The organism is Mucilaginibacter sp. SG564, assembly GCF_013149275.1.
GTDB lineage: Bacteria > Bacteroidota > Bacteroidia > Sphingobacteriales > Sphingobacteriaceae > Mucilaginibacter.
On the sequence record NZ_JABGNA010000006.1, the window covers coordinates 82,419 to 106,887 of the forward strand.

11 protein-coding genes are annotated in these 24,469 nt (G+C 40.9%); 3 read left to right on the forward strand and 8 right to left on the reverse strand.

Annotated features, from left to right (window positions below; translation table 11 throughout):
- Positions 1–100: 100 nt before the first annotated feature.
- Positions 101–4,246: a two-component regulator propeller domain-containing protein gene (locus FHW89_RS14885; protein WP_172335858.1), complete on the reverse strand. Its 4,146-nt coding sequence runs from the start codon at positions 4,244–4,246 to the stop codon at positions 101–103.
- A 317-nt stretch (positions 4,247–4,563) separates the two neighbouring features.
- Between FHW89_RS14885 and FHW89_RS14890 the strand changes: the two genes are divergently transcribed.
- A complete protein-coding gene (locus FHW89_RS14890; protein WP_172335859.1) occupies positions 4,564–7,131 on the forward strand; it encodes a glycosyl hydrolase 115 family protein in 2,568 nt (855 codons plus the stop codon).
- Between the two features lie 93 nt (positions 7,132–7,224).
- Here the strand turns inward: FHW89_RS14890 and FHW89_RS14895 are convergent, their stop codons facing one another.
- From FHW89_RS14895 to FHW89_RS14910, 4 genes are all read right to left on the reverse strand, one after another.
- Positions 7,225–9,183 carry a sialate O-acetylesterase gene (locus tag FHW89_RS14895; RefSeq protein WP_172335860.1) on the reverse strand — a complete coding sequence of 653 codons (1,959 nt, stop codon included), beginning with the start codon at positions 9,181–9,183 and terminating at the stop codon, positions 7,225–7,227.
- A 5-nt stretch (positions 9,184–9,188) separates the two neighbouring features.
- A complete protein-coding gene (locus FHW89_RS14900; protein WP_172335861.1) occupies positions 9,189–10,259 on the reverse strand; it encodes a glycoside hydrolase family 43 protein in 1,071 nt (356 codons plus the stop codon).
- Positions 10,260–10,301: 42 nt separating this feature from the next.
- On the reverse strand, positions 10,302–11,168 hold the full coding sequence (locus tag FHW89_RS14905; RefSeq protein WP_172335862.1) for a sialate O-acetylesterase: 867 nt from the start codon (positions 11,166–11,168) through the stop codon (positions 10,302–10,304).
- 177 nt (positions 11,169–11,345) lie between these two features.
- Positions 11,346–13,817, reverse strand: coding sequence for a glycoside hydrolase N-terminal domain-containing protein (locus FHW89_RS14910; RefSeq protein ID WP_172335863.1), 2,472 nt, complete (start codon positions 13,815–13,817; stop codon positions 11,346–11,348).
- 332 nt (positions 13,818–14,149) lie between these two features.
- On the opposite strand from FHW89_RS14910, the gene FHW89_RS14915 reads away from it, so the two are divergent.
- Positions 14,150–16,288 carry an alpha-glucuronidase gene (locus FHW89_RS14915; RefSeq protein ID WP_172335864.1) on the forward strand — a complete coding sequence of 713 codons (2,139 nt, stop codon included), beginning with the start codon at positions 14,150–14,152 and terminating at the stop codon, positions 16,286–16,288.
- Positions 16,289–16,379: 91 nt separating this feature from the next.
- Here FHW89_RS14915 and FHW89_RS28655 read toward each other — a convergent pair whose 3' ends face one another.
- The 3 genes from FHW89_RS28655 to FHW89_RS14925 form a co-directional block, all read right to left on the reverse strand.
- Positions 16,380–17,084 (reverse strand): glycosyl hydrolase family 8, encoded by a 705-nt coding sequence (locus FHW89_RS28655; protein WP_216650580.1) that lies wholly within the window; start codon positions 17,082–17,084, stop codon positions 16,380–16,382.
- On the reverse strand, positions 17,048–17,752 hold the full coding sequence (locus FHW89_RS28660) for a glycosyl hydrolase family 8 (protein ID WP_216650581.1): 705 nt from the start codon (positions 17,750–17,752) through the stop codon (positions 17,048–17,050). The genes FHW89_RS28655 and FHW89_RS28660 overlap by 37 nt, the downstream gene beginning before the upstream one ends.
- A gap of 229 nt (positions 17,753–17,981) precedes the next feature.
- On the reverse strand, positions 17,982–20,336 hold the full coding sequence (locus FHW89_RS14925; RefSeq protein WP_172335865.1) for a glycoside hydrolase family 127 protein: 2,355 nt from the start codon (positions 20,334–20,336) through the stop codon (positions 17,982–17,984).
- Positions 20,337–21,221: 885 nt separating this feature from the next.
- Here FHW89_RS14925 and FHW89_RS14930 point away from each other — a divergent pair.
- Entirely contained in the window at positions 21,222–24,467 is a 3,246-nt protein-coding gene (locus FHW89_RS14930; protein ID WP_216650582.1) for a TonB-dependent receptor, read from the forward strand.
- The last annotated feature ends 2 nt before the right edge of the window (positions 24,468–24,469 follow it).

Sequence of the window (24,469 nt, forward strand, 5' to 3'; positions counted from 1 at the left end):
CAATGGCTCATTTAGCCTAAAACATTACTACAGATGTTTAATACTGGGATTTTAAAGATACAGGCTCGCAATTTCGCCTGTTTATTTTAAAATGAGAATTTTAAACAAACAGCTCACCGGCTGTTACCTTAAGTCGTTCATTTTTTTTAGAACTCAAATAATCAGATGGAAGAATTCCGAATTTGGCTTTAAACATTCTTGTGAAATAACTTGGAGTGCCAAATCCTGTCATATAAGCAATTTGCGCAACATTATAGCCACTTGATTCCAGTAACACCGCGGCTTTCTCAAGTTTAACAGTACGCAGGTACTCAATTGGGGATAAACCTGTGAGTTCCCTAACTTTATAATATAAAGAGCCTCTGCTCATTCCTATATGCTTACTTAAATCTTCTACAGATAACTCAGACTCACTCAAGTTGGCTTCAATATATTTCATGATATTATTAAGCAACTTCACGTCTGTGGATTCAATCTCTACTTGCTCGCTAACTAATTGAATTTGTTTGGAATAAGTATCCTTTAATGCCTTATTTAAATTAAGCAGGTTATTGATTTTTGTATGCAATATCTGAAAGTTAAAAGGCTTTGTCAAATAATCGTTGGCACCAGACTGCAGCCCTTTCAACTGTTCTTCCTCACCGATCATAGCCGTCAGAATAATTATTGGTACGTGGCTTGTCCGTTTATCTGATTTTATTTTTTGGCTAAGTTCTATACCTGTCATTAATGGCATACTGATGTCGCTTACAACTAATTGCGGATGGGAACTTAACGTTTTTTGCCATCCTTCTTTACCATTAGCAGCTTCTATTACCCGAAAGTATTTTCTAAGATGGTCTGCTAAATAAATCCGAAACTCGTCGTTGTCTTCAACAAGCAATATTGTTGTTAATTGCTCTTTACCTTGCGTATTAGTATCATAGCTATTTGCCAGGTTGTCGTTTTCGATGGATATTTCATCATTGCAAATTTCATTTGTCTCATCAGTTGAAACTTTTTCTAACGGTATAAACGTAAGCGGTAACGACACCAAAAATTTAGAACCTTTTCCAACCTCACTTTCAACTGTAATTTCGCCATCCATTAAATGCACAAACTCTTTTGTAATTGACAATCCAATTCCTGTTCCCTGGTTTAAAACCGAACCAACTTTATCAGACTGATAGAACCTGTCAAAAATATGGCCTATATCCGCTAATGCGATACCAATCCCTGTATCGGCAATCTCAAATTTAAGTAATGGCTTCCCTTCGTTTTCTGATATATTAATTTCAATTACCACTGCCCCACCATCAGCCGCAAACTTGAATGCATTGGAGAGTAAATTGAAAATGATCCTTTCAAGTTTATCATGATCAAATAACGCCATCTGACATTGGTGTGTTGAATTGATCAATAACCGGATATGTTTCTTCAATGCAATATCCTTAAATGATTCTGCTGCTTCAGTTATGAAGCTAATGATATCTCCTTTTACAGGGCAAAGTTTGAGACCATTTTCTTCCATTTTACGAAAATCCAGTAACTGGTTAACCAGATTAAGCAACCGGCGAACGTTTCGATGAATCATTTGAATATCGCCCCTATCGCTTTCACCGAAACTTTTACCAAGTAATTTTTCTACAGGAGCCAGCACCAGTGATATGGGTGTTCTGAATTCATGACTCAGATCTGTCAGAAAACGGATCTTCAACAAATCCAGCTCATGTAAGCGTTCTGCTTGCTTCCGTTCCTCATCAACCATTTGTTGAACGCGCAGCTTTTCCTGTTGCGTCTCGAATTCCTCGCGTAACTTATTTATTCCCCGAAGCCTGATAAAATAAAGACTTCCCAGAATAATTAAAGCATAAATACAATAAGCGAAAGTTGTACGCCATACAGGTGGTAAAATAATTACCTTGATCTCGGTTACCGGTGTATTCCACAGACGACTATTATTGCTGGATTTTACCTGAAAAACATAAGTACCCGGGTCCATATTAGTATAACTCGCTGTTGTAGAATTGTGAACAAAGTTCCAATCCTTGTCATACCCAATTAAACGGTACGCATACAGATTTTGCTTGGGAGCAGTGTAATCAACGGCAATGTAACTTAACGAAAAATTTTGGCCGTAATGCAGTTCTATTTGTTTTGCGATGCTTATTTGCTCTTTTAAAGAACCGGTGCGGTCAGGAGTTACGGTATTATTATTAACTTTTAACTGACTTAGCAGCACGGTTCCCGGCAAAGGTGGAGATGGCAGCCTGTCCGGATTAAAATAATTAAAGCCATCCTGACCTCCAAAAAACAAATCACCATGACTTAATTTTAAAGCCGAACCACTTATAAAAGAGCCTTGCTGAACTCCATTTTCCCCATTAAGGTTTTTGAAAAGCTTTTTATCCCTTTCAAACGAACTGATGCCACGATCAGTACTTACCCAAAGCATATGGCTTTTATCTTCCAAAATTGCTTTCACGTAAGCATTTGCCAAACCTTCTTTTTCGCTGTAGGTCGTAAATCTACCTGTTTTAGTATTTAAAACGCAGAGGCCTCCGTTGGTACCAACCCATAATGAATGGTCACTTGCACTCAATACGTTTGAAACTACACCGTCAGCTAAGCCGCTGTTCTCCTTATCATAATGTTTAAAAGTTCGTGTTTGTTGCTGATAAACTGCAATACCACTTCCCATCGATCCTATGCACAAATCACCGTTAGGTAGCGATGTCAGTGATGTGATGTAATCATTTAACGGAAGCCGGGGGTATTGGTCATTTGCTTTATTTTTACTGCTTATATGGGCAAATAAATCTGTTTGGGGGTCATAAATATCCACACCATGCGCCAGTGTGCCAATCCATAAATGACCGGCCTTGTCTTCAGCAATTGATGTTATTTCATTTTGACTCACCCCCTGTTCGGTTCCATCATAAATAAACTGCCTGTACTTTCCTGTACCCGGATCAATACAAAAAAGCCCATTACGATAAGTTCCAGCCCATAACCGGCCCTTGCTGTCCATAAAAAGTGTCATTATGGTTAAATCCCGTCGTAAAGGATCAAGTATACTTTTAATCTGAAAGGGGGTCATCAGACCTGTATTCTTATTAAATATTTCGAGCCCGCCACCATCAGTTCCTATAAAGATTTGTCCATTTTTATATTCGGCAAACGAGGTAACAAAAGGAGACTTAAGACCTGATGGATCAAAAGGGTTGCTCTGTTTAAGATTTAAAAGTGCAAGATGTTCGTCATATTTACTAATTCCTCCACTATAAGTCCCGATCCAGTATATCCCGTTTTTATCAAAGTAGAAACTTCGTATAGAGTTGCTCTTAAGGCTGAAAGAATTGCGCGGATCAGGCCTTAATACCTGAAATGAAGCTGAGCGGGGATCAAAAATATTTATTCCGTCTTCAGTGCCCAGCCAAATCCTGCCATCATTATCTACACTTGCCGTAAAAATTGCATTATTGCTCAAACCATTAGGCTGCTTATCGGTATAGGTCACAAAAGCTCCTGTTCCGGTCATCTTATTCAAACCATTATAAGTGCCAATCCATATACTACCATTTTTATCTTCAATAATAGCTTTAACAATATCACTACTTAAACTTCCGGCAACATTTGCATCATACTTAAATCTTTGAAAACTTTTAGCCTTCCAGTCATACAAAAAAAGTCCGTGGTTTGTACCTACCCACATCCGGTTACGGCTATCTTCAAATAAATTTAGTACTACCAATTGTTCAATTTTATCGCCATTGGCCTCAGTAATCGGCAATTTGGTGATATGCCCTGTATGTAAGTCAATCATTCTTAACTCCCCATATGTACCCACCCACATCATTCCACGGTGGTCTTCATACATAGCCCTAACCGACATTTTCTGTATATCCGGCCATGAACCATCTCCCAGGTAAGCTTCAAAACGGTCAAACTTTCTGTCATAGTACCGCACGCCGCTACCACTTAATCCAACCCAAAGACGTCCGTTATGATCTTCACATAGCGTCATCACCTCATTAGCTGGGAGATTAACTTTGTTACCTGCTTCATGACGATAATTAACAAAATTACTTCCATCAAACCTGGTAAGCCCGTTAGATGTACCGAACCACATTAGTCCGTATCTATCTTTAATAATGGTGTTTACCGTGTTCGATGAAAGCCCTTCCTTAACTGTATATGAGGTCAGGTTGAAAGGATTCTGTGCTGCAGCATTTTTACACAACCCACAGCATGCAAAAAATGCCATTAAAAACAGTCTGGTAAGCCTGTACATTTCGAAAAAAGTTTGAATAATTGGTTTATACCTGCAATCGATTGCAGGTTAGGAAAAGTACGAATTTATGTTAATATTTTTTATTTTGAATCAAAATAAAATCATACACAGAACAATTTGACTATCGCTCAATTCAAAATATACAGTATCATATTTATTACAAACAATCGATTGTGGAATATTTTTTTATGAATATATTGCACCTACCAATAATCCAGATACCCGCCCAAGCAACCGTTTAGATTAATCTGCCAGATAAATCACTATTAACCGTATTGACTTCAAAGCTTATGAGCGGAAAATTATTTACACTACTTTTTACTATCATTTTTTGTTTATTAAACACCGTTGCCCGGTCGCAAACTCCCGGAGATGAAAGTTTCATTACTCAGCAAGCCGGAAAAGGATTCTTTCCGCTTGTCAATCATGGAAATGCCGCACCGGTTTTCGTGGATGCCGAAGATTGGCCCGGCGTTAAACGAGCAGCTAATAGTCTTTTAAATGACATTCAGCAGGTTTCCGGTATTAAACCGGAACAGCTTACTACGCTAAATAAAAAACAAGTAATTATTATCGGCACTATTGGCAAAAATGCAACGATCGATAAACTGATAAAAACCAAAAAGCTGGATGTTAACCAAGTTACCGGCAAATGGGAAACCTATGTGATCCAGACTATTTCTCATCCCTTTAAAGGCGTTGATGATGCACTTGTTATTGCCGGTAGCGATAAACGAGGGACGATTTACGGCATTTATGATTTATCTGCCCAAATAGGTGTATCTCCCTGGTACTGGTGGGCCGATGTATCTCCCAAAACAAAATCGGCTATTTATGTTAAACCCATCCGGCATACTGACGGTACACCCGCTGTTAAATATCGTGGCATCTTTATTAACGATGAAGCACCGGCATTTTCTGGCTGGGCACAGCAGAAATTCGGTGGTGTGAACCATTTTGTTTACGAAAAGATATTTGAACTGATTCTTCGGCTAAAAGGCAACTATTTATGGCCTGCAATGTGGGGGCGTGCCTTTAATGATGATGATAAACTTGACCGCGGCTTAGCCGATGATTATGGAATTGTAATGGGTACTTCGCACCACGAACCAATGGACCGGGCGCAACAGGAATGGAAAAAATACGGCAAAGGAGAATGGAATTATGAAATGAACAAGGATGTATTGAAGGATTTCTGGAGAAAAGGTATAGAAAACATGGGAAACAGCGAAACGATTGTCACTATTGGGATGCGGGGCGATGGAGATAAACCTATGACAGAAGGCAGTAACATTGATCTGTTAGAAAACATTGTTAAAGATCAGCGACAAATTATCAGTGAAGTTTTAAAAAGAGATGCAGCTACTGTACCGCAGATATGGGCGCTGTATAAGGAGGTGCAGGAGTATTATGATAAAGGTATGCGCGTGCCTGATGACGTGACCCTATTATTATGTGACGATAACTGGGGGAACATACGTAAATTACCTTCGCTTACTGAAAAACCCCGGAAAGGCGGTTACGGCATTTACTACCATTTTGACTATGTGGGTGGGCCACGTAATTACAAGTGGCTCAACACCAATACCATTGCAAAAACATGGGAGCAGATGCACCTGGCTTGCACTTATAATGCCAGGCAAATTTGGGTGGTAAATGTAGGCGATCTGAAGCCGATGGAATACCCTATCAGCTTTTTCCTTGATTATGCCTGGAATCCGGATAAGTGGCCAGTCACAAAACTTCACGACTATGCTGTTTACTGGGCAGCCCAGCAATTTGGTAAAGATCATGCTGAACAAATTGCATCTATGATTAGCCGTTACACCCGATACAACGCACGGCGGAAACCTGAGCTACTGGATCAAAACACCTATAATTTAACCAATTACGATGAATTCCAACGAGTTGTTGACGATTATAACCAACTGAAAGAGGAAGCCAAACAACTAAGTGGCATACTACCCTCTAAGGATAAAGACGCCTTTTATGAATTGGTGTTACATCCCGTTGAGGCTTGCGCAAACCTGAACGAGATGTATCTGGAAACAGCAAAAAATATTTTTTTCGCCAGGCAACAAGATAGTATTAGGGCAAATGCAGCCGCAATTAAAGTTAAAATGTTATTTGACAAAGATGCGCAGATATCAGCTTATTATAATACCGAGCTGGCAGGCGGTAAATGGAATCATATGATGGATCAAACCCACATTGGTTATGTCAGCTGGTCCGACCCAAAAAATAACCGGATGCCTGCTCTCCTGACTTTTAACAATGATAGCAAACCTTCTGATGTAAAAAATAGCGCCGAAACCGAACAGATCAAGATGGCAAGCTTGCCTGTACCAGAAGGCCACAATGGTTATTTTGCTACTGAAGCGCAACATTATGACAAAGCGGTAAGTAATGCTTTAACAAGCTGGATAACTATACCAGATTATGGCAATACGTTATCAGGTGTTACAAGCTGGCCGGTTAGCGCTAAACGATTAGAGCCAAGAAAAAACACAGCTCATCTGGAATATAAAATCGCAATACCTGATACCGGTAAGGTATCTGTAACCTGTTTCATTTCGCCAACTTTGGATTTCAGGAACGGCGACGGCCTTTACTACGGCATATCGTTCGATGATGAACTTCCGCAAAAAGTAAAGATTACGCCCAAAGTTGACAGCCGAGACTGGGCAGCGATGGTATCTGACAATATACGAAAGTTCATTACTCAGCATCATATTGCTAGTGCGGGTACACATACTTTAAAATTCTGGGTGATTGACCCGGCTGTTGTACTTGAGAAAATAGCAGTAGATTTCGGCGGAATGAAATCCAGTTATTTGGGGCCACCTGTGCGAAAGTAGTTTGATTATTTAACAAACAAAAGCCCTGCTGTAGCTGCTACAGCAGGGCTTTTGTTTATCAGAATTTAATTACTTTGATGCTTATTCCTAATGTTAAGGCTGATCTGTTCGGAAAGGCGACGCGGGTAAGCCCTCCTTGTTATAGAGGTTGGCACCCTCCGGGTTATCAGCCCAGGCATATCTAACATAAAGCGGATGATCAATTTCCGGATTGCTTACAACTACTTTATCGTTCTCTATATGGGCAATAGCCCAAACAAATTTCTTATCCGCTCCGGCAATTGCAAACCTGGAAAGTGGTTCGTCTCCTTTAGCAATTAACCCCCCTCCGGTATTACGAAAAGTTAATATGATATGATTGCCTTCTATCTGTGCCGAATCAAAAATAGGCCCGGAATAAACAATATCATTTTCATTATAACCAACCTTTTCCGCCGCTAATGCCAATCGGTTCCCCACATCCTTTTTATCAAGCGGATGTATGTCGTTCCATTCGCCGGCATCAATAGCAACTGCAATTCCTGTATTCGGAATTGACAATGCTTTAAGCTGAGCTTCCCGGATCTCTGCCCATTGGCTGTTATTAGGCGAGTACTCTACCTCTCCGTAATTGGGCAACTGAACTACTAAAAAAGGCAATTTCTCGTTATCCCAAACCTTACGCCAGCCCTTAATTAACGCAGATAACAGATTTGAATAATTAGCTGTACCTACATTTGCCTCTCCCTGATACCAAACAACGCCTTTTATACCATAATTAATAGCGGGGGCAACCATTGTATTATAAAGGCCCGTTGGTTCATTTTGGGCATTAAAAAAGCTATTACTCTCCTGCAATCCACGACGCGGGGGATAAACCAACCCAACCTGGTATTCCCAATCTCCCCGCAGATCGATACTATGAACATCATCCGTTAATTCATATCTTTTATCAGGTACAAAGCCACCCTTTCCTGCAGTATTGGTAACCCTTACTACAATTAAGTTTTTCCCCGGCTTAAGAACACCCGCAGGAATCACATAACGCCGGGGTGGATATTGGTAGGTGATATTTCCAACCTGCTGACCGTTAACATAAGTTTCATCTGCGTCTATAATGCGACCGAGGAATAGCTTCGCGGGTTTCCCCACCATCTGCGGCGGCACCGATATTTCTTTCCTGAACCACACTATTCCATTAAGCCCTTTCACACCCTGATCTGCCCAATAACCCGGGAGCCAAAATTTATGCCAGTGTTTAGGCTGATAGTTGGTATCGTACCATTTAATTTCTCCAGCCATCCCCTGGTCAACAGGTTTAACCCGCGTTTCAATCATGGTTTGCCGCCTGGGGCGCATGGCATTCTTCAAAAAGGCAGAATCTCTGAATTGAGCCAACCGGAGCGCATAGTTCCCTACTCCTTTTATCGCATCTTCATTTATCCAGGCTTGAATAGGTGTTCCTCCAACACTGGAATTGATAATCCCAATAGGTACGTGATAGCGTTGATAGAGGTCCCGCGCAAAAAAGTAGGATGCGGAACCGAATGCCATTACTGTTTTAGGGTCGGTTTTTATCCATTTACCAGGTGGTAGGTCTTTGTGAATAGCCCTAACGTCAGCAGCTGTAGGGATAAAAAAGTTCCTTATTTCGGGATAATTTGCACTCTCAACATCATCCGGATATTTTTCTTTAACCCGTTCTATCGGGTTCACCATGTTAGATTGCCCTGAACAAAACCAGACATCGCCCAACAAAATATCTGTAAGTTCTATCTTGTTTGATCCTGCAACAGTCATCTTATATGGCCCCCCTGCTTTCATGGCCGGCAACACAACCATCCAGCTGCTGTCTGGCTGTGTTATGGTTTTATAAACCTTTCCATTAAATGCAACGGCAACTTTTTCTTTTGGAGTTGCCCATCCCCATATTTTGAGTTTAGTATTGCGCTGTAAGATCATGTTACTGCTGATAAGCTGTGGCAAACGCACCTCGGCCTTCACCAAAAGAGGGCAAATTAGCGCCACACTTAAAATAAGCAGATTTACCCTTATTGCTTTTATTATCGCCATATCGTTTACTTTGATCTAAAAGGGTCGATCATGGCGATACTGCCATCAGGGCGATGTTCAAGCGGAGTTACTTTAACGTTTCTGAGATGGGTTTTCCCGGATAGTTCTGTATCATGATAAAACAAATACCATTTTTCTTTAAACTCAACTATAGAATGGTGTGTAGTCCATCCTTGTACAGGTTTCAAAAATATTCCCTTATAACGGAATGGGCCGAATGGCTTATCGCCAATAGCATACGCCAGGTAATGTGTATCGCCGGTAGAATAGGTAAAATAATATTTACCATTGTATTTATGCATCCATGACCCTTCAAAAAAGCGTCTGTCATGATCTTTCCCCAACAATGGCTTGCCCGAATTATCCAAAATAACCACGTCATGTACCGGTCCGTCAAACTCCTTCATATTCTGATTTAGTTTCACCACTTTACAACTGAGTGCAGGCATATTATCCTGTTGAAGATCTGTTTTGGAACCATTTGACTCGTATTTACCCGTTGCCCAACGCTGCAATTGCCCACCCCAAATACCGCCAAAGTACATGTAGCTCTGCCTGTCCGTATCTGTAAATACTGCAGGGTCTATACTATAACTTCCTTTTATGGGTTGCGGTTCTGCTTTAAAAGGCCCGGCAGGATCTTTAGAAGTAGCTACACCAATACGAAAGACATCATTTTTGTCTTTAACTGGGAAATATAAATAGTATACACCGTTTTTATAAGCACAATCCGGTGCCCACAGTTGCCGCCCGGCCCAGGGTATATTCTTAATATCTAACGCTACACCATGATCGGTTACCGGATCGGTAATACTGTTCATTGATAAAATATGATAATCTCTCATCGCGAAATGATCACCACTATCGTTTTCTGATATACCGGCTTCAATATCATGAGATGGATATATGTATATTTTACCATTGAAAACATGTGCCGAGGGATCAGCGGTGTAAATGGATTTTATCAACGGTGGTGATAAAAATTGCTGTTTCTGCGTAGTTTGTGCTCCGGCACTATTGACCATAAATGCTGCGGCGATTAAAAAGAGGGTTAGTTTAAATTGGGTTTGTTTCATTTTTATATTTAGTTATATCGGTTGACCAAAGACAGCTGTTTATCAAAACACCGGATCATATCGGTTATCAGATTTAATTTTATACCCAAGAATGGAAAGCATTTGTTCTGCATAACGCCGTCCTAAAATCCTGTAGCCTTCGGCTGTAAAATGCAGTTTATCAGGAGCACAAGGGCAGCCGTTGGATGGAATAACAAAGGAGTTTGGGATAACTCCGGGTAGTTTGGCAATAATGTTATTCATCGCAGCGCATTTGCCGCCCTGATCGGCGTTCACGAGCTCCCCTGCCAGCAAAGGAACTTTTTGGGGTTTAAGGTGCAGGTCTTTCATCAGATTACTGTAAATACCTTTTACTTTTTGCGTCCAAAGACTATCATTCGTGTTTGATTCGCCCTGATGCAAGAGCACACCTTTAATAACGCCATGTTGTTGAGCTATTTTTGCCATTTCAACTAAATGAGCGTAAGGGTTTCCGCCATATTCATTGATAATACCTGCCATCCAGGATGGGGCGGTAGCGGCATAGCTTGCATAATTATCTTTATCAAACAGCTCAATTTTACAGCCAGCTACAGATACATTAATTATCCCTATTTTGATATTTGAAGGCAAACTTGCAACTAACGTTCGGCCGAAATAATCGGCTGGGGTAAGCCCCGTGTTACAACGGGCTAAAGGAGGAACTGCCGGATACCAATTTCCTTTAGTACGTTTCAGCGCAGGACAGTCGACTGTTTCCAATACCTGAAACCGCGGATGAACCGTAGTGTCCTGCGGTTGAATCTTCGCATTCCCCTCCATATTTGATTGACCAAAACAAATAAACAGATAGAAGTTTTTATCCTGTGCCAGCGCTGGTTTTGCATAGAGCAGTACCAATGCTATAATCAAAAGCGGTTTTAATTTCATTACTTTCCAGGTCTTAATACTATTGAAGAATCAAACAACCGGAGCGAAATTATGACCGGGCAGCATGGATAGCTGTCACGAATCGACTTATTAATAGGACAAATGTTAACCAATACCCATTTAGCATGGAAAGACCCTGGTATTCCCATGCTTTAGTATATCAGGTTTTACTATGGATTATAGTATTTGATAAGTTTTTCCGGGCATAGTATTGAAGTCATATAAATGACTTTCCGGAATTTTTATATTGAGGTCTTTATTATTCTTTTTAATAATTGGCGAAGCAATAGCTGTTATGCGATAAAACGTGTTCTTGTTAGCTCCGATTGCTTTTTTTAGCATCGGGTTATTCAATAACTCGTTAATACGTAACCTGCAATTGCCTCCAAGACTGGAATGTATAACAAGCTTGGTTAACTTATGACCTGACCAGGCCATAACAATCTTAAATCCTCCACGGGCTGTTAAACCGGAAACACTGCCTTTACGCCAGTCATCAGGTAAAGCAGGTAGCAGGTAAATAGCGCCATCATGGCTTTGCATCAACATTTCAGTTATTCCGGATGTGCATCCGAAATTACCATCTATTTGAAATGGCGGATGCGCGTCAAACAAATTAGGATAAGTACCTCCAGATCTGGCAGTGACAGGTTTAATCTGATCTTTTATCAATTTATATGCATGATTGCCATCAAGCAAACGTGCCCACAAGTTTATTTTCCAGGCCATTGACCATCCGGTTGAAACATCCCCACGATATATGAGCGAATTTTTGACTGCGGCAAACAATTCCGGATGTAAAAATGGAGAAATTTGATTACCCGGGAAAAGCCCATAAAGATGTGAAACATGCCGGTGATCATCATTTGTGCGGTCAAAATCTTCAAGCCATTCTTGTAATTGCCCGTACTGACCAACCTGCATTGACGGTAATTTTGCCCGAATGCCTAACAACGAATCAGCAAATGCCTTATCCGTTTTCAAGTCGGCAGCAGCATAAATAACATCAGTAAACAATCCGTAAACCAATTGATTATCCATTGTAGCACCAGCGGTAACCGACACTTGATTTTTTCCGGTTATATATTCATGTTCAGGTGAAACGGAAGGGCTTACCACAAGCCAGCCATGATCCGGCTCTTTCTGTAAAACATCTACAAAGTACTCCGCTGCTCCTTTCATTATTGGATAGTACTGTTTCAGAAATTCTTTGTCGCCTGTGTAAAGGTAATGCTCCCATAAATGTTGACAAAGCCAGGCGTTTGCTGTAGGCCATAAACCCCAGAAAGCACCGTCAACTATACCGTTAATGCGCCATATGTCTGTGTTATGGTGAAGCATCCAGCCTTTGGCGCCGTACATTTCCTTAGCTGTAGACTTCCCGGTGATTGATAAATCCTTGATCATCCTGAATAATGGATTACCCAATTCAGACAACTGAGTAGGCTCGCTTGGCCAGTAGTTCATCTCGGTATTAATATTAACCGTGTATTTGCTATCCCAGGGTCCCTTTAACTCTCCATTCCATATACCCTGCAGATTAGCAGGCTGCGAACCAGGTTGAGATGAACAAATGAGCAGATAACGTCCAAACTGAAAATACAGCTCTGCCAGTTGTGCATCGTCATTTCCTGCAAAGTTTTGTATCCGAACATCAGTAGGCTGGTTTATGGCATTCGTAATTCCCAGATCAAGCTTTACACGATCAAAATATGATCTGTAAAACTTGGTATTCGAACTTAATAAAGTACTGTAATTCTTAGGATAAGCTGCCTGCATAGTTTGTTGCGCCCTATGTAGAGCATTACCTGACAGGTCATGATAATTTACAAAATTAGTTGCTATAGACAGGTATATGACCGCCGTATCGGCATGTGCGATATTGATACCCGAGGTATCCGCAGCAATAGTTCCCCGGGCAGTTTTAACCCGTGTTACTACATTAAATTTAACCTGTCCTTTTTGATTTTCATGATCGCTGCCTTTGCCCGACAAAATCAGTTCATTTTTTGTGGAAGAAATAGCTTGTTTGAGTGGACTTTGTAGTCTCACCTTACAATTGATCATACCTGGCTTACTAGCTGTAAGGCGTACCAAGAGTACATTTTGTTTAAAGGAGGTGAAATACTCTCGTTTATATTCCACTCCTTCCGAATTGTAATGCACCGTAGCTAACGCGTTTTTTATATCCAGATCACGATAATAATTTTTCACTTCGGGTTGGGCCGGAAAATCAATATATAAATTACCCGCTAACTGGTAAGGCATACCACTATTGCCTTTAGGCCCCAGATATTTGTTGGCAGCCGCCTGGGCTTCCTCATATTTTTTCTGAAAAAGAAGTGCACGTATTTCTTCGATATGAGGTTTTGCAGCAGAGTCAATATTATTGTTAGGGCCGCCTCCCCATATGGTGGACTCATTAAGTTGTACACGCTCCTGTTGTGCGTTGCCAAATATCATTCCACCAATATAACCATTGCCTATAGGTAATGCTTCATTCCAGCTTGTAGCTGGTTTTGAATACCATAACCTACAACGATTATCCGGCGAAACCGGTTTATTACTCTGAGCCCAGGTAAAAGATGAAACTAATATTGTAAATAATATTATTAATATTAATGCTTTTCTCAATGTCAGTAAAATCATATGGTACAAGTTATTAGTTTATGATCAGATCATAAGCTTTTAAATTGAAAATATACAACATCGTTACTTTCATCTCTCAATTACACTGCTTATGATTGCCATTAACCTTAATTCAAAGAAACCGGTATTTTTCAATTATATCTGCCTTACTTATTCAATGCCTTAGTACAAATGTTCAAAACAACATTTCAGGTTGTCATTTATGCTATAATGCTAAGATGATGTGCTTAACAGACTATTATTGTTTAAATACATTTGTTCTGTTATTTCACACATATGTGATATTGAGTTTTCGTCATTGTATATATCATTGAATTATCAAGCAACATCAAATGATTATATTTACACAACCCAAGGCAAAGGCCGTTTTTTCTTTCAAACCTTACCGCAGGCTTTTCTCAGCGGCACTGTTCCTGTTATTCTCTGCTCAATCATTATTTGCAGATAATGGCCATGAACTTTGGTTAAGAAATAAACAGGTAAACCCTATTAAGGTAATTTGTAATAACAAATCACAAACAGCTCAGATAGCCGTTCACGAACTCAAAGCAGGCTGGTCTGGCGGAGCGGGTGAAACCGTCAACATTATGATCAAAACGGATCGCTCGCTTCAGCAAGATGGTTATAAACTGAGCCCCCATTTAATTCAGGCTAATACGGCTACGGGTGCATTATATGGGGTGTTTGATTTTTTGCGCAGGCAGCAAACAGGACAGGAACTTTCGATAACTTCTAATCCATCCTACCAGCGCAGGATTCTTGATCATTGGGATAATCCCGATGGCTCCATTGAACGGGGGTATGCAGGTAACTCTATTTTTTGGCGTAAGGAAGATTCATTAACGGTTACCCTTGATGATAAAAAGCTATGGTTAGAATATGCCCGGGCTGATGCTTCGATAGGTATTAATGGTGCAGTTTTAAATAATGTAAACGCTTCACCCAGGGTACTCACAGAACCATATTTAAAAAAGGTAAAGGAAATAGCTGATGTTCTTAGAACATATGGAATAAAGACCTATTTATCTGCCAATTTCGCTTCACCAATTAGTCTTGGAAAGTTAAAAACCGCCGACCCTTTAGACCCGGCGGTAATTGCGTGGTGGAATAATAAAGTCAAAGAGATTTATAAGATCATTCCTGATTTTGGTGGTTTTTTAATTAAAGCCAACAGTGAGGGGCAACCCGGTCCTCAGGATTACAAACGCACACATGTTGATGGCGCGAATATGTTCGCTGATGCGTTGAAACCCTACGGCGGAATTGTGATGTGGCGCGCATTTGTTTATAACGCTAATGAGCATGACAGGGCAAAACAGGCGTATTCAGAGTTTATGCCGTTTGATGGCCAATTTCGTTCTAATGTGATCATACAAGTTAAAAACGGACCGGTAGATTTTCAGCCCAGAGAACCATTTAGCCCCCTTTTTGGTGCTTTGAAAAAAACAGCCATCATGCCTGAACTTCAAGTTACCAAAGAATACCTTGGTGAAAATATACACCTGGTGTTTTTGGCCAGCATGTGGGAAGAACTGCTTAAAAGCGACACCTACCAGCAAGGCGCAGGCAGTACCGTTGCCCATTGTACAGATGGCAGCATTTACAAGCAACAATACACCGCTATAGCAGGTGTTTCAAACATCGGTTTAGATAGTAATTGGTGCGGCAGCAATTTTGACCAGGCAAATTGGTATGCTTTTGGCAGGCTGGCCTGGAACAATCAATTAAACAGCTCCCAAATTGCTGATGAATGGATAAAGCTTACTTTTGCTCCTTTAACAGCAAAAGACCAGCCTGCTTTTAAAAAAACTGATTGGAATAATAACTTTTTAACCCGTGTGAAAAATATCATGCTGACGAGCCGGGAAGCAGCCGTCAATTACATGATGCCTTTAGGCCTTCACCACTTATTTAGTGCTTTCCGTCATTATGGCCCTGGGCCCTGGTATGCTCCTAAAAATGTCAGAACCGACTGGACTCCCCCCTACTATCACAAAGCCGCCCCAGATGGGATTGGATTTGATCGTACGCAATCGGGCAGCGGTGCCATACAACAGTATCACGAACCTTTGGCTACCCAGTTTAGCGATCTGAAAACATGTCCGGAAATATACCTCTTATGGTTTCATCATGTAAGTTGGGATTTCCGTTTAAAGAGCGGCGCTACGGTATGGGAAGAACTTTGCCATCATTATCAAAACGGAGTAGCCTCCGTGCGGGATTTTCAAAAGGAATGGGATAATTTGCAACCTTATGTTGACCAGCAACGATTTGAAGAAGTTCAAAGCAAATTGAGAAAACAATGCCATGATGCACAGGTGTATAAAGATGCCTGTTTATTATACTTTCAACAATACAGCAAGCTGCCGTTTCCATCAGATTTAGAACGCCCTATATATGACCTCCAATACCTGGAAAGTATTGATCCGTTGACTATGGAAAAGGCACCGGTACTTAACAGAAGAAAATAATGAAATCCTGACCTGTTTAAAGTACAAAAGGTTTGAACTTACAAAATACGCTCGGACCTTCTGTACTTTAAACTATTGATAAATTTAGAATTTATTTCGGCTTAATTATCTGGTATTTTCCGCTCATATGCATCAGGCTGAACAAATATAATAAACCATCGTAGTAGGGATCAAAATAGCCATCATCATAAGGTTCGAGTTTAGCGGTCCATAGTGCACGAACAAAATCAAGGCTATTATTATCCAAAGTCATCAAAGACGCGGTGCCGGCGGTAGATACTAAGCCAAGCGAATGCCTTAACTTTTTAACATTTCCAGCTTTCAGGATAAAATCTGGACGTGATCCGTCAAGATTATATTGGTCTTCAAACTTATCTATCCCTTTTGATATAAGGAAACCCTGAAAAAGGTTTGCGTATGCGTGCTGCCATGTCTTGTCTTTTCCAAACCACACATAATCCATTGCAATGTTCATTGGCACGCGCCACGAATCATACCTAAAGGCAGCAGGCATCCAGGAAGTATTGTGTGGCTTTCCAGAAAATTCAGTATAATCAGCGTTAAGGCCAGTTGACGCAGCGCATGCCCTGTGTAAAAACATTCGCGACGTATCGGCACAATCCCTGTAAAACTGCTCATGCCCGTCTTTCGCATAAAGTGCCCATACTTCGTAAAAAGCGGGTAAGTGGTATGACGGGTCTGTCCAATTATAGTTAGTACCTTCGGGTACAAAACTGATCTGTTTATGTTCGGTATTAATTAAATTATAAATATTAGCTTCCCCATTTTTTTCCACATGGCATCTAATATATACCGGGCCTCTTTATAATAATCGATACCTGTATTATTACCCCATCGGTTTGATGCAAACAACAAGCTTGTAATAAAATACAACTCACCATCAGATGCAGATCCCTCTGAATTACGCTTCCTGGTTTGGGGGCTGATGCTCCAGGCAAAATAACCCTCACGCGGCCCGTCCCGATGCTGCAGATATTTTTTTGACCAGCGCCATATTCTATCAAAAACATCTTTTTTATTCAGCTGAACAGCTATCATCATCCCATACGAAAGTCCTTCAGTCCGAGCATCATGGTTCTTTACATCACACACATAACCTAAAGAATCACCAACTTCAAAGTACACCTTATGAGCTCCCTCAAATACATCATGATATGCCTTCTCAACCTTTTGATCAATTTCCTTCTGAGCGTATCCAGCTTCCTTGAAAAGGTTCCTGTAGACGCCTGATTGATAAGCAGGTTTAATCGCTTTTTTATCATCAGGAGCCTGCCCGAATGCGACAGAGAGCTCAAATAACGAAAAGACAAAAAGCGCTGTATACTTTAATTTATCACTTCTGAAAAAGTGATAACTCTCGGCCTTTTTTTTGTGTATTAACTTGTTTTGCCTTAAGGTAAATAATGATGAAATTTTAAAAATCAAAAGTTGGTCTTTTCTCATATTATAGGAGCTGTTAGTAATGATCAGTTCGGTATAAAAACCACCACTCCGGTTCCCTCATTAATATTAAGGTTAAGGGAGGACTGAATGACGGCCGATCAAACTTACCTATCCATAACTCAGATCAATAGGAGAATTGTTCAAATAGTAGTCACAAATGTTAAAGAGTGCTCGGCTGATTTAATCTATTTATGTCGGCACATTAAGACGGTATATAAATGCAATAATTTTATCGCATCAGGCGTACATCGTAAATAGCGGCAGTTTTTTTACCGCCCGAGGCTACAAACTTCACTACCATGTTTTTTTCATTGGTTTTAACACTTTCAGGTATCGTATATTCCTTAGCAATAAAAGCGTCCGGCCCCGTTCCGTCCAACGAAACATGTGTCAGTTTAAAATCATTCAGGTAAATATCAAACTCCCCGCTTTCCTTTCCATAACAACTTATGCGCAGCATTTTTACGGCGCTATTGAAACGCATGCGGTAGCTGAAGAAATCGGCTGCATTTCGCCAGTGCAAATTTCTGAATATACCTGTTTCTGATTTTTCGGCCATGATACCGTGGTCGTTTTCCGGCTGCTGTTCACCAGGTGCTACGGCGTCAACCGAACGACCGGCCAGTTTTATATAACGTTCGTCTAACCATGCAAGTTCCTGCTCTTTTTGCTGTATGCTATCGGGTTTTGCCACCGGCCAGTATAGCATATACCGGCTGTCATGCAGTTTATAAAACGGTATCAGTTTAAGGTTTTTAAATTGAGGTTGAACGATATGATCACTTATCTGATAAGTTAAAGGTGCAGCGCCGGCAACCGTTTTAATTTTGGCACTCAGGTCATTGTTATTGCTGGCCAGCAATGGTGAATTGGATAGTGAATACAGCGGCCCTCCTGCAATGTGCCCCCAACGGCTATCGTCTGCAAACAGGCCAACAAGTTTGGTGGTATCTGTTTGTGATGCTAGCACAATCGGCCCGTGCAGAAATGATACCCAGGCAGAATTATTCGGAAGATGCTCCACGTAGTTCTTCATCGGCAACGAGACAACTATATGGTCACCAGTTTTCCAGGTACGCGATAACTTTATATAACCTTCGCTATTCCCGGTGGTTGTAACAGACTGGTTGTTGATAGTAACATAAAATCCACTTGATTTCAACCAATCAGGTTTACGTATATAGATAGCAAATTTACCCGGACGACTTAGTTTTAGTGTCAGAGAGGTATTTTCTTCGTCGGGGAACTTTGTATGTTGTGTAACCTCAAGGCCTTTCTCCTTCCAGCTAAGTACAGACGGGATAAAAAGATTCACATATAGCTCGGCACCTCTATGTGAATAAATCAGTTCACCATACTTTCCATGATTCTCCATACCCGTACCAACACAGCACCAAAAGCTCTGATCAGCGGTTGAGTAAACGCGATAGTGCTGCGGGTGTATGGGCGTAAAATAAACAAAACCACCGGTAACAGGGTGCTGCGATGATAAAATATGGTTGTACAGTAAACGCTCGTAAAAATCAATATAAGCCAGTCGGGTATCATCAACAAACAGCATTTTACTTAACTTAAGCATATTGTTACTGTTACAGGTTTCAGGCCCTTGCTCCGACTCTAACATTGTATCAAAATTATCAACCGGATTAAAGTGCTCGCGTACGCTATTGCCTCCAATTGATATTGTACGTTTATTTACTACAGTATTCCAGAAAAATTTCGCTGCAGAGCTGTAGCTCGTATCATTACCCAGTTCGGCAATACGCTCAAACCCAATAACCTTGGGTATTTGCGTATTGGCATGTAGTCCGCTAAGTTGGTCTTCATGGTGTTCCAGCGGGGTTAATAATGCTTTGTGCGAAAATTTGGCGGCCAGAGCCAGATACTTTTTATCACCGGTAATTGCATAAGCGTCCGCAATAACTTCGTTCATGCCGCCATGTTCGGTTGCCAGCATGCGTTGCATTTGTTCGGTATTCAGCCCTGCTACCTCCTCATCAGCCCAATCGCATAGTTTAATAAAAACCAACTTCGCCTTTACATTACCTCCCAGCAAATAAGCATCACGTAAGCCTGCATATGTTTTGTGCAGATTATACCAGGGCACCCACTTTTTATTAAAGTCGCTAAGGCCGCCCGTTTTTACTTCCGCCCACATTTTGTTACCCCCCGGAACTCCACCCACATAACCGTTGCCGTTTTTTTCCTGACAGCGAGCCAGTTCATCTACCATGTAGTCTAATCTCCGTTTGCATTCTATATTTCCGGCTGATGCATACATCTGTGCCAGGGCCGTTAGGTAGTGTCCGCCTGTATGTCCATCCAAACCTGAATTTTCCCAATTTCCATAGCTTTGGGCTTTAGGTACAAGCCCGGCTTCGCGCAGGTATGGAGCCAACAACCTGTCTGGCTCTATTTTCAGAATATAATCTAAATCTACCTGTTCTGCTTGCTTAAAAGGGCTTTCCAACAGGCGCACATCACTCAGATTAAATAACTGCATGTGGTTTTGTTGCGCATACAATGATGACCCTGTTAATATCAAAAGTGAAAATATGTTAATGGCTTTGGTGATACTTTTCATATGTATATTGATATCTCGCATAAGTAATCGCAAACGTTAACCTATAGTCAGCGAACAATATTTCTTATTTAACTTTAAACAGGATACACTTTAAATTTAAGACCTGGCGAACAGATGTGATCAATATCTGCTTTTCCAAAACCTACGGTTCATGGATAAGGTAAATTTAGCGTGATAAAAAAGAACAGGAAAGCACAAATGTTTATAGTTATACAACAAATGTTTACTCATACTCAAAAAACTAAACAGGAATAATTTAAGACCTAGTTCCAGAATATCCGCTTACGCATATTTTGGGGTACCGTGGTATAAACTTATCCTTCGCCTGATGTGCTCGCGATTTCCGGACATAGACGATTGTACTATTTTTTGCCATAGAAAGTTATCCATTTTTTTTCCGGCTAACCTGACCAGCTGAAAAAAAAATCCATCCTAAAAAAATTTACGAACATATTTAATTGCATTTTGCACAAATAGTAACATCCTAAAAAACAGCAACTTTCTGAACATATGTTGCATTAATTTATCATTTTATTGCATAAAGAACAATATCTGTTCCCATAATTTTACTCCAAGCCTCGTCGATGATCTTCTTTCGCAATCGATTGAAATTATCTAAACTTTTATCGATGAGAAAACCAATATGAACAGAATTTAAAAATTTATCGTGCAACACAGGGTATTGCTTCTGCAGAAACAATCGAAAATCCTGTGTCCGTATTTTTCCGATAAGCAATTAGCCGGATAAAACGACTTCATTAAAGCGTGTTTTAAGCAGATGAAATGGCGATATCCCTGCACTAAAAAGAAAGGAGATAATAAAAATAAAGCGAACCACAAATTGACAGAGAACCACAACCAATTAAGTTCAAACCTAAAAAAACCATGAAAAAAACATTTACCTTATCACGCCCGCTTGGCTGTTACAGGCAGGTCCGTCGATTGGCTTTTACATTAGCACCTGTTGGGCTTATGTTATCCATTTGCCAGAAAACCCATGCTACCGAACACCCTACATCAGCACCAGAAAAACAAAATACCACTTATGTAGCGCCAATAGCCTTTAAAATTAGCGGTGTTATTTATGATGAAAACAAAAAGCCCCTAACAGGTGCAACCATTACCGAAAAAGGAACACATAACTCTACCGTAAGTAAAACCGACGGAACTTTTACCATTAGCGTACCTAAAATGGGTTCAGTGTTATTGGTTAGTTACATAGGCTATGATGTACAGGAAGTGAAAGTAACCAGTGAAACTAAATTAGTGATCACATTGGCGGCTGCCATGTCAAAACTTAGCGATGTAATCGTTATTGGTTACGGTAGCCAAAAAAAATCATCGGCAACGGTGGCGGCATCAGCCGTAAAAGGCGATGTGATCACCAAATCGCCCGTGCCCAATATTTCCAATGCTCTGGCCGGAAATGTCGCCGGTGTGAGTATGCGACCTGCAAGCGGTCGCCCGGGCGATGATAATCCTGATATTCATATCAGGGGGATCGCAACTACCGGTAGTAATGCGCCTTTAGTTGTAATTGATGGTGTAATACGTAATAATATCAATGAAGTAGATCCCAACGTAATAGCATCGGTTACCATCCTTAAAGACGCGGCAGCTGTGGCCCCGTATGGTTTAGGCGGAGCTAATGGCGTAATCCTTATCACTACAAAAAGAGGGCTTACCGGTATGCCCACCCTATCACTGAATTCTTACTACGGCATTCAATCTCCTACCTATCGTCCTAACACTTTAAATGCCCAGGACTATATGAAACTCAGAAATGAAGCATACCTGAATGAAAACCCGGGCAGTGCAACGCTTCCGTTTGCCGAAGGCCTGATTGCTAATTATAATAACCTGCATGCTAAAGACCCTGACAGGTACCCTATCAGTGATGCAAAAAACCAGGTTCCCAAGAAAAGCTCTCCAATGCAAGAGGTTAACATGCAATTAAGCGGCGGGACAAAAGATGTAAAATATTTTGCAGGGTTAGGGTATATAAATCAGTCAGGCTTATTTGATCCGGTTAACTACAGAAGGTATAATTACAACTTAAACCTCGATGTCAGCGCAACCTCAACTACAACCATTTCCTTATCGCTTGGTGGTTCAACTCAAAACACTAATAATGTGGATGCTGCAACCACGGCAGACAATTTATACAGAGGGATCTATAAATTTGTACCTATTGCGGCCTTGATCTATTCTAATGGCCTCCCTGGTGAATTTGCAGGTAATGCTCCCATTAGTATCCTGAAGGCCGGTTATGCCCGTCGTACTACAACTAATATGCTCAGCACCATATCTGTAGAGCAAAAACTCCCTTTCATTGATGGGCTAAGTATTAAAGGCGCATTTAGCTATGACCCATATAACACGGTAGATAAAAATTGGCATACCCCCTATTATTATTATTCAGTTAATCTGACAACAACACCTTATACATACACTAAACAGATATCAACAGCAGAAGGCCTTGCTCCGTCTTACACATGGTTAAACCAGAATTATAATCAAAATAACAGCTTTACCTATCAAGCCTATTTGAATTATCACCACGCGTTTGGTAAACATGACATTACCGGACTTGTTGTGGCTGAAGAGAAAAACAACAAACAACTTAATTTTGGCGCTACCAGGAATAACTATGCGATTGACATTGATGAACTGAGCCTTGGCAGCTCCGATAAAAATAATTTTGACAACAGCGGATCCTCCTCAACCGGCAGCCAGCTCGGTTATGTGTATCGTGTAAGTTATGCATATGACAACAGGTATCTTTTAGAGGCATCGGGGCGCTATGACGGACACTACTACTTTGCGCCGGGTAAAAGATGGGGTTATTTCCCAGCCTTTTCGGCAGGTTGGGTCTTATCAAATGAAGACTTCCTGGCCGGCAATCAAACGGTCAATTATTTGAAAATAAGAGGGTCGTGGGGTAAATCGGGAAACCTTGCGGGCACTGCATTTCAATATTTGAATGCATATAATCTTTCCGGAAATGCTTATGCTTTTGGTAATGCAGGATTGGTTCAAGGCTCATCATTACAACAAGAAGCCAACCCCAACATTACCTGGGAGATATCCACAAAAACAGACATCGGTTTCGAGACAACACTCTGGAAAGGTCTATTAAAATTAGAAGGGGATGTTTTCATGGAAAAAAGAACAGGTATGTTGCTACCGCCAGCTATAACTGTCCCGCAGGAATACGGATTAGATCTGGCACAGCAAAATGCGGGTATAATGAAAAATCATGGTTTCGAGCTTACCGCAGGAACATCGCATCAGTTTTTAAACGGCCTGATACTTGCCATAAGCGGGAGCTTCAGCTACGCACAAAACAAAATGGTGCAGGTATTTGAAACTGCAGTTACCAGGAATTCGCCAAACAGAAGCAGAACAGGACGTCCGTTGAATACCATGTTTGGCTATCATTCCCTGGGGATTTTTAAAACCAGTGACGATAAAAACGGTGATGGTATAATAGACGCCAGCGACGGCTACAATGTAACTCAGTTTGGTGTTTTGCACCCCGGTGATATACGGTATGCCGATATCAGCGGTCCGAACGGTGCTCCGGACGGTAAAATTGATTCCTATGATGAAACTGTTATCGGCCATCCGATGACACCGGCAATAACCTATGGGTTTACGCCATCAGTAACCTGGAAAAACGTTGATCTCAGTTTATTTTTCCAGGGGGCTGCACTGGCAAGCTATAATGTTCAAGGCTTCCAAACCGTACCTTTTTTGAATAATAACAGCAATTCGGCTTATGAATATTATGATAACCGATGGACACCGTCAAATCAAGGCGCCAAATATCCTCGGGCTACACAATCTCCCTATTCAAACAATACTCAAGGGTCAGATTTCTGGATTGTAAATACAGGCTATCTCCGGTTAAAAACAGCAATGCTCGGTTATTCACTGCCTTCGGCTTTCACAAAAAAAATAGGCATGAAAAAACTTCGGATTTACGTTTCAGGACAAAACATCTTCACCTTGAGTAAATTAAAATTTGAAGATCCTGAAATAGGCTATAACCGCGACACGAATCAGTCGAACGAAGTAGCCTATCCGAATCAGAAAGTGTACGTATTCGGTCTTAATGCAGCCTTTTAATT